The sequence below is a fragment of the Clostridium frigoris genome (assembly GCF_018861865.1).
In the GTDB taxonomy this organism is placed as follows: Bacteria; Bacillota; Clostridia; order Clostridiales; family Clostridiaceae; genus Clostridium_AD; species Clostridium_AD frigoris.
Map to the genome: position 1 here is coordinate 1 of NZ_JAHLDV010000089.1, position 8,207 is coordinate 8,207.

The 8,207-nt window shown below is 29.5% G+C and carries 5 protein-coding genes; 1 reads left to right on the forward strand and 4 read right to left on the reverse strand.

The features are described 5' to 3' along the window. Positions 1-369: 369 nt before the first annotated feature. Positions 370-1,281 (reverse strand): UTP--glucose-1-phosphate uridylyltransferase GalU, encoded by a 912-nt coding sequence (gene galU, locus KPL37_RS18570; RefSeq protein ID WP_216151560.1) that lies wholly within the window; start codon positions 1,279-1,281, stop codon positions 370-372. A 633-nt stretch (positions 1,282-1,914) separates the two neighbouring features. Continuing rightward, a complete protein-coding gene (locus KPL37_RS18575; protein WP_216151561.1) occupies positions 1,915-2,751 on the reverse strand; it encodes a YihY/virulence factor BrkB family protein in 837 nt (278 codons plus the stop codon). 510 nt (positions 2,752-3,261) lie between these two features. On the opposite strand from KPL37_RS18575, the gene KPL37_RS18580 reads away from it, so the two are divergent. Next, positions 3,262-4,041: a carbon-nitrogen family hydrolase gene (locus KPL37_RS18580; protein WP_216151562.1), complete on the forward strand. Its 780-nt coding sequence runs from the start codon at positions 3,262-3,264 to the stop codon at positions 4,039-4,041. Positions 4,042-5,146: 1,105 nt separating this feature from the next. On the opposite strand, the gene KPL37_RS18585 is transcribed toward KPL37_RS18580, so the two are convergent. Then, a complete protein-coding gene (locus KPL37_RS18585; protein WP_216151563.1) occupies positions 5,147-6,370 on the reverse strand; it encodes a Zn-dependent hydrolase in 1,224 nt (407 codons plus the stop codon). Positions 6,371-6,387: 17 nt separating this feature from the next. Then, positions 6,388-7,773: a dihydropyrimidinase gene (gene hydA / locus KPL37_RS18590; RefSeq protein WP_216151564.1), complete on the reverse strand. Its 1,386-nt coding sequence runs from the start codon at positions 7,771-7,773 to the stop codon at positions 6,388-6,390. Positions 7,774-8,207: the final 434 nt, after the last annotated feature.

Genomic DNA, 8,207 nt, shown 5'->3' on the forward strand with positions numbered 1-8,207 from the left:
GTTTGCTATGCCTATTTTTATTACTAACTGCTCTCTTAACACAAAAATTATAGTTCGATATTACTTCATACAAATTCAAGTTTTACATATTAGTTTCCGTGACTACTCAAAATATTAAAATTTTCATAACGTATCCTACGTACCATTGCTATTACTTATTTAGTTAAGTCATCTGCTGGATTACTTCAACAACTTCTCAGCAGATGCATTGACAACTTCATATGCAGATTTCCACTTTTATAGTTCTCTGAAGTAAATAACAATTTAGAATTGTTATCCCCCCACTTAAATTTTATATTTGTTATGATATGTAACTTTCACTTATAGAAGTGGGGAACCTTCCTTCTGAAATGTCTTTGAATTTTTTACTTATACCTTCTCACTAATTACTTCTTCATATAAAGCATTAAATTTTTCATTGTTTTTTAAACTCTGAAGATATCTCATAAATGGAACCTTTAAAGCATCTCTTTTTAAAGCGAATTCAACTGTAGCTTCTAGAAAACCTAATTTATCTCCTACATCATATCTACGGCCTTCAAACACATATGCATACATGTCTTGTCGTGATATTAATGTTTTTAAAGCATCTGTTAACTGAATTTCGTTGCCTTTACCAGGTAATGTATTATCTAATATATCAAATATTTCAGGTGTTATTATATACCTACCAAGTATAGCTACATTTGATGGTGCTACATCTACTGCCGGTTTTTCAACAAGATCATTTACCTTGTATAACCTATCACTAATTTGAATTCCATCAACTATTCCATATTTATCAACATTTTTTTTATCTACTTGTTGGACTCCTAAAATCGATTTATTTTTTTCTTCAAAACAATCCATAAGTTGTTTTAAACATGGTGTTTTAGCATCAACTATATCATCACCAAGCATTACAGCAAAAGGTTCATTTCCTACGAAAGCTCTTGCACAATTTATAGCATGTCCAAGTCCTTTTGGCTCTTTTTGTCTTATAAAATGTATATCCACCAAATTCGATATCTCTCTAACCTGTTTAAGAAGGCCATCTTTATGTTTATTTTCAAGTTCAAGTTCAAGTTCTACTGATTTATCAAAGTGATCTTCAATAGATTTTTTATTTCTCCCTGTTATAATTAATATTTCTTCTATACCTGACGCAACAGCTTCTTCAATAATATATTGCATTGTAGGCTTATCAACTATAGGCAACATTTCTTTAGGCAATGCCTTCGTTGCTGGCAAAAATCTTGTTCCAAGGCCTGCTGCTGGTATAATAGCTTTTCTTACTTTCATTTATATTTCTCCTTTGTTTTGTAAATTATTTTGTAAGCATGCTCATATTCTTTATTAATTATTTATATTTTTGAAACTATTTTTAACTTTTACATCTAATTTTATATAATGTAATTTTATGTAAATCTGTTTTTGAAAATAGAAATCCCTTCATAATGTAAACACAAGCATTTTATTGTTATACATTTATCAAATCAATATTATATTATATTTTCTCTACAATATACATGATAATCAAAGATTACCATGTACATTTATCCATTTAATTAATAATTCAATCAAACAAAAAATGTCTTAATCACTGTATTTATTATACCATAATACTACAAAATGTGTGTTAAGTTTTTATTAAGTTTATGAACATTCGACATAAGTCCTTCTTTTTATTTAACCTTGAATATATGTTTTTATAATATAAATTAATGTAACTTAATTTATATTATAAATCAAGTTAGTGTCATTAACACTAAACCATACTATTATTTACTCACTAGTTTATACTCATAATGAATGACTTTATTTCAACGCAAAAAAATCAGAAGCATTACTACTTCTGATTTCTATAATTTCTCTTTATATCTTATATAATAATTAATAAAATTATAATTCGTATTGCAAAAACAATAACATATTCTAATATTTCTTAGCCCTAACCTTTTGTTTACCCTGTTTTTCAAATGCTAATAACGCATTAATTTCTCCACCTAATAATATTATTATAGAAGTTATATAAAGCCATAACATAAGCACTATAACTGCACCTATTCCACCATATAGGATCGAGTAATTATTAAAATTATTTACATAGTATGCAAAACCCAAAGAAGCCACAAGCCAGCATAAAGTACTAATTACAGCTCCAGGAATTACCTCTCTCCAAGTTAATCTTTTACAAGGAGTAAAATGATATAACGCTGCAAAGGTAATTCCCATTCCGCCCACAGATACTAAATATCTAATGATATCCCAATTTAATATAAAATCACTAGATAGATTTAAACTACTCGCAATAGTTCTTCCTATCATTTGTCCAAATACCACCAATGCTACTGATGCAATAATTGCAAATGCAAGGCTTACCATAAATAATACCGATATAACTATAGTTTTCCAATACGGTCTTGTTTCTTCCTCATCATAGGCTTTATTTAATCCCTTAATCACAGCTCTAAACCCACTAGACCCCGACCAAATTATACCTACTATACTTAATGACACCAAATGATTATTCGATGAACTCGCTGTATTTTTAATAGTAGTATAAATTAAATTAACAGTACTCTCTGGCATTATTTGTTGTACATATATAAGAATATCTGTACTTTTTAAATCACTATAACTAAGCATTGTAAGAAGCAACAATAAAAAAGGAAAAAATGATAACAGTAAATCATAAGCAAGTTGACCTGCCAAAGCAGTAATATCATCATCTATAATTCTACATAAAAGTTCTTTTAATTTTTTTAACATATAGCACCCCTTTCTTTGTTCTATTTTCAATAGGTTCATCTACTATTTTAAGTATCATACGATACTATTCTACGTATCATACGATACTATTCTACGTATCATACAAAGGTTTACCATTTAGGTCGTTTGGATAGTCTATAATTCGTTAACAGACTCTAAGTTTATTCCATGTAAAACTCATTATATACTATCTTTCACCATCCTACATGTTTTCACCTCCAATGATTATAAATTATATATATGGTAATGCTCATAGAGGTAGTATAACTTTAAATCACAAAATGGGAACTTTCAATAAGTAAAAGCCAAGAAACTCATCCAAGTTTTATAATTATACCAATAACCTTACAAGAGAAAATATACGTTTTCTCGGAAGTGACTTGCAAACAAAATTTTAATACCTACTCTGATATAATATGTATTATAGGTATATATTATTAATAAAGATATTTTAACGACATTTTAGTTTCTAATAAAAACGATTTTGATAATAAAAAGGGGGTTAATAATATGAAATTAGCACTAGCTCAATTAGATATTGCCTTTGAAGATAAGTCTACCAATAAAAAAACGGTAAAACAATTTATACAACAGTCAGTTTCTGAAAATGCGGATATAATTTTTTTCCCTGAAATGACTTTAACTGGTTTTTCTATGAATTCTTCATATATAGGAGACGATAATAAAGAAACTATTGAATTTTTCAAGGAAATGAGTAGTAAACATAATATATCTATAGGTTTTGGATATGTAGAAGGCACATCACACTCCAAAAATAAATACTGTGTAGTTGAACCTCAAGGCAAGGAACTTGTGGTTTACGCTAAAATTCATCCTTTCTCTTATGGAAGTGAAACTAAATTTTATGAAAGTGGAAATGAAATAACCCATTTTAATGCTTTTAATTTCAATATAACTCCTTTCATCTGCTATGATTTACGATTTCCAGAAATATTTCAGATAGCATCAAAAAAATCAACCTTAATTACCGTTGCAGCTAACTGGCCTGACGAGCGTCGAGAGCACTGGATTACTTTACTAAAAGCAAGAGCCATAGAAAATCAATGTTATATTGCTGGAATAAACCGGGTTGGTGAGAGTAATGGGTTAACCTACAGTGGTGATTCTATGATTGTAGATCCATTGGGAAACATAATAGGTACCTTATATGCGGAAGAAGGTTTAGTTATAGCTGATATTAATCAAGATGATGTAACCTCAGTTCGAGAAAAGTTTAGATTTAAAGACGATAGAAAAGAAATACTGTATTATAACATGTATAATAAGTAATTTATAAAGGTTTCGTATGTAGGTCATTTGCAATGCACATAAGAGAATAATAAACCATGAAGGTGAAACTGAATATTCTTAGAATAAAACTCTTATTATAGCATGAAAAATTTGTCATATATTAACACTTTAAATTCAGATTAATGAAATCTCGGAACTACGCTAAAATTTGAATTTTCAGAATTTTATAGGATCAAAATAGTAAGATTTCTTAATGAAATTTGTTATTTTTAGTTTTAATTTAATACACAGGGGAAAGATTTTTCTATTACTATTTTAATATATTTTGAAATAATTAAATGTTTATCCACAAAATTAAGAAAGTTATCCTCTTTTAGTGGATAACTTTATATATTTTTTCAGTAAACAGACCATATTATGTTAATAATAGAATATTTATGAATTTATATTCAATTTTATAGAAAAGTTATCCACAGGTTTAAATTTATTTTACTAAACTTAATTCTGTAATATCATTTCTGATTAAATTAATTGTTATTTTAAAACTGCTTGCATTTTGTAATATAGAGTAATTCAAATAACCTTATATTCCGATGTCGCAACTCATTATAACCTCAAAAGATTAAAAATTCAAGACGAAATTGTAAAAAATTTAACATACTTTTAACATCCCCGTTTTATGTAAATCTTTGTATATTTTTACACTAATATCGTTATAAAAAATTAATTAAATTACAATGATCATTATAAACTACCTACTTATGAAAAAAAGCAAAAAATAATTCGTGTGATAATTAATTTTCAGACAATTAAAAATTAATCCACAATTTAAATGAAGTTATCCACTAAATGAGGATAACTTCATCTAATAACATGTTAATAAAATATAAAATACCAATATATGTAGTTTTTATTGGTATTTTAAAGATTAGTTATCCACATGCTTAGCTTTACATTTTAAAAATATTACTATTATAAATTAAATAAACTATTTGTTTAATTACTACTAGGTAAAAAACAATAGTATAACCCCTCTAATTCCTAAAACTATAGGAGTTAAAATCTCTATATAATAAAAATTTTAGCTCCTATTAGTTTTTTATTATTAAATTAGTTATTTTCAAATTACTTGTTATAGTGAATATTATTTCTTATCAATCGCTAAAACTGTATGAAGAGCTACATTTATACCATTGTAGCAATCTTCAAGTGATGTAAATTCTGGTTCACAATGACTGTGTCCATCCTTACTTGGAACAAAAATCATAGTAGTAGGTAACATTTCCGCAGCAAATTGTGCATCATGTCCTGCACCACTGTACATTTTTTTACTTGTATACCCACATTTATAAGCACTTTCTTGAACTAATCCCACTAACTTTTCATTAAATTCAATTGTGTTACGTGCCCAAGCTTCTTCATATTTAACTTCACATTTATCTAATTCTTTTGGCATGTTTTTAATTATTTCAACAACTTGTTTAATAACTTTTGGATCCTTATGTCTTGCATCTAACGAAAAGTCAACAAGGTCCGGAATACAAGTGTGCACACATGGATGACAAATAATTTCGCCTGTTGTATAAACAAGATTACTATCAAGCTTGTCAAGCTGTTCATGTAAATACTTAAGAGCCGATGATGAGGCCAAAAGAGCATCTCTTCTATATTTCATTGGAGTAGTTCCTGCATGGTCAGTCTGTCCATAAGTTCTAATTCTGTAATTAACCATTCCTACAACGCCCTGAACAACACCAATTTGCTCCTTTTCAGCTTCAAGAACAGGACCCTGCTCTATGTGTAATTCTAGCATTGCCATGTAATCTTTAGGATTTAGTCTGTTTGAAATATCGCCTATATATCCACTCTGCTCCAAAGCTTGTCCAAAGGTTTTCCCCTCTGAGCTCTTTGTAGCTAACATTTTACCTTTATCAAATTTACCACAGACTACACCCGAGCACATCATTGCAGGCGGATAAAGTGACCCTTCTTCATTGGTCCAAATCATAGCTGTAATTGGATGTCTATGAGAAATTTTTTCTGTAACAATTGTTTCAACTACTTCCATTGCTGTCATAACTCCCAAAATACCATCGTAGTTACCACCATTTCTAACAGAATCACAATGAGATGCCATTACAATTCTAGGAAGACCCGCTTCTGTGCCGGGAAAAGTTGCGTACATGTTTGCCAAATCGTCGGTTACAACTTTAACACCAAGTGCAAGCATCCTCTTACTGAATTCCGCTCTTGCCGCAAGTGCTTCTTTGGACAAAGAAAGTCTTGTTATCCCACCATGTCCTGCATCACCAAATTTGGAAAATGTCTCTATTTTGTTTTGTACCCTATCTTTATTACAAGTTAACATTCTACTAACCCCCATTTTTATATTATTTGAGGTGAAGTTCTTTTTATAAACTTACCTCTACCTTCTTCACCTACAAATTGACCGTCCCTCGCAATTATATTTCCTCTACTTATCGTAACCGTTGGGTATCCTTTTAACTTAAACCCTTCATATGGTGTATAATCTACATTTTCATGTAACATTGATTTTGTTAATGTAGTTTCTATATTTGGATCAAATACAACTAAATCCGCATCACTTCCAATTGCAATTGTTCCCTTTTGAGGGTACATACCGTATATTTTAGCAGCATTTGTAGAAGTGACTTGTACAAATCTATTAAGATCAATTTTTCCTGAAGTTACGCCGTAAGTATACATTAACGCCATTCTAGCCTCTATTCCTGGTGCACCATTTGGAATACTCGCAAAACAATCTTTTCCCAATTCCTTTTGACTCATAAAAAATGGACAATGATCTGTTGCAACTACTTGTAGAGTATTATCCTTTATTGCCTTCCATACAACTGGCCAGTTCTTTTTATCTCTAAGAGGTGGTGACATTACATATTTTGCTCCATTAAAGTTTGGCTCCCTATAATTATCTTCTGATAATAATAAGTATTGTGGACAAGTTTCTCCCATTATAGGGTATCCTTCTTCTCTAGCCTTTGCTATTTCGCTAATAGACGCCTCACAACTATTATGAACTATGTAAAGAGGTGCATTAGCTATTTTAGCAAGTTTAATTGCTCGTCCCGCAGCTTCTCCTTCTGCTAAATCTGGGCGAGATAATGCATGATATATTGGCTCAATTTTGCCTTCAGATAAAAACTTGTTTTTGAGATATTCTATAACATAATAATTTTCTGCATGGACACAACATAACCCGCCGCTTTCATTAACTTTTATAAGCGTTCTTAACAACGTGCCATCATCAACTCTCATTCCATCATACGTCATATACATTTTAAAACTTTGATAACCTTGCTTAATAACCTCTGGTATTTCATTCATAACTTTTTCATTAAGCTCTGTTAATGCAATGTGAATGCCATAATCTATTACTGCTTTTCCATCAGACTTTTCACGCCAAGTATTTATAGTTTGTTTTAATGATTTACCTTTTGCTTGGATCGAAAAATCTACTATTGAAGTAGTTCCTCCACAAGCTGCTGCGATAGTTCCTGTTTTAAAATCATCACTAGAAAAAGTACCACCAAATGGCATATTCATATGAGTATGTGGATCTATTCCACCTGGAAAAACATATTTGTCAGACGCATCAACAATTTCTTCTGCATCTTTTCCTAGGTCTAATCCCATTTCTGAAATTTTACCGTCTTTAATACCAATGTCTGCTTTAAATGTGTCAGAAGCTGTAACAACATTTCCACCTTTAACAATCATATCAAATGTTTTCATTCATAGGCCTCCCTTAATTTTAAAATCACATGTATTATTAAATTCTTCATTTCGTTCTATTTTTAAATTATATCTAATATTATCTTATACAGTTATTTCTTTACTACTTTAACAAATATAATTAGTATATTTAATATTGTTCCTTACTAACCATCATATCACATTATATATGCTAATAGTCCCCATTTTCTTAATTTACTGAATGTTACGACTTTTTGTTCTATTCTCAGACTAAAAAATGTAATTTATTCTTATTTATTCTATTTGTTTAGATAGAAACAGATTTTCCTGACAAATAGGTATAAACTGAAATAGAGACAAATTGATAGTGTTAACTAACCTATGAAAAAACTAGATTGAAAATTTTAAGATTTAAATTGTACTTTGAAAAGTGAAAATATATCTAAAAGGAATGAAACATTAGTTTTGTTATC

Bases quoted from the DNA above. Each gene is read 5' to 3' on its own strand.
- hydA (WP_216151564.1), bottom strand. From the start codon at position 7,773: ATGAAAACATTTGATATGATTGTTAAAGGTGGAAATGTTGTTACAGCT.
- KPL37_RS18575 (WP_216151561.1), bottom strand. From the start codon at position 2,751: ATGTTAAAAAAATTAAAAGAACTTTTATGTAGAATTATAGATGATGAT.
- KPL37_RS18585 (WP_216151563.1), bottom strand. From the start codon at position 6,370: ATGTTAACTTGTAATAAAGATAGGGTACAAAACAAAATAGAGACATTT.
- KPL37_RS18580 (WP_216151562.1), top strand. From the start codon at position 3,262: ATGAAATTAGCACTAGCTCAATTAGATATTGCCTTTGAAGATAAGTCT.
- galU (WP_216151560.1), bottom strand. From the start codon at position 1,281: ATGAAAGTAAGAAAAGCTATTATACCAGCAGCAGGCCTTGGAACAAGA.